The sequence below is a fragment of the Brevundimonas sp. UBA7838 genome (genome assembly GCF_002500885.1).
GTDB lineage: Bacteria > Pseudomonadota > Alphaproteobacteria > Caulobacterales > Caulobacteraceae > Brevundimonas > Brevundimonas vesicularis_C.
On sequence record NZ_DLTK01000075.1, the window covers coordinates 1 to 574 of the forward strand.

Annotated in this window: 1 protein-coding gene; it reads left to right on the forward strand. The window is 70.4% G+C overall.

The window, feature by feature from the left end:
• Window positions 1-574, forward strand: a 574-nt coding sequence (locus tag B3T77_RS06255) for a sensor histidine kinase (RefSeq protein ID WP_292078200.1), incomplete at both ends; no start/stop codon positions are given.

Here is a 574-nt window from a genome sequence, read left to right on the forward strand (position 1 = left end):
GCGCGCACGGCGGCGGCGCTGGACGCCCTGGCCCGGGCCAAGCGCGCCGACGAGGCGAAGTCGCGCTTCCTGGCCTTGATGAGCCACGAGATGCGTACGCCCCTGACCGGGGTCACCGGCTATGCCGACCTGTTGTCGCGCTCCACCAGTCTGGACGCCGAGGGCCATCGGCAGGTCAATGCGGTGCGCCAGTGCGGCGAATCCATGCTGCGTCTGGTCGAGGACTTGCTGGAGATTTCGCGCGGAGGCGACGAGGTCGTGCTGAAGCCCGCCGATCTGCGCGCCCTGATCCAGGACGCCGTGGCGCCGGCGCGCGAGTGGGCCGAGATCCGCGGCCTGACGTTCGACCTGCACATCGCGCCGGACGCCGAGGGCTGGGTGCTGACCGACATGCGGCGTCTGCGCCAGATCCTGCATCACCTGACGCTGAACGCCTCGAAATTCACCTCGCACGGGGGCGTGGGCGTCACGGTTGATCGGAGCGAGGACCGGCTGCGGATCGCCGTGTCGGACACGGGCTGCGGCATGGACGCCGAGACCCTAGCGGGCGTGTTCCGCCTGTTCGAACAGGCGG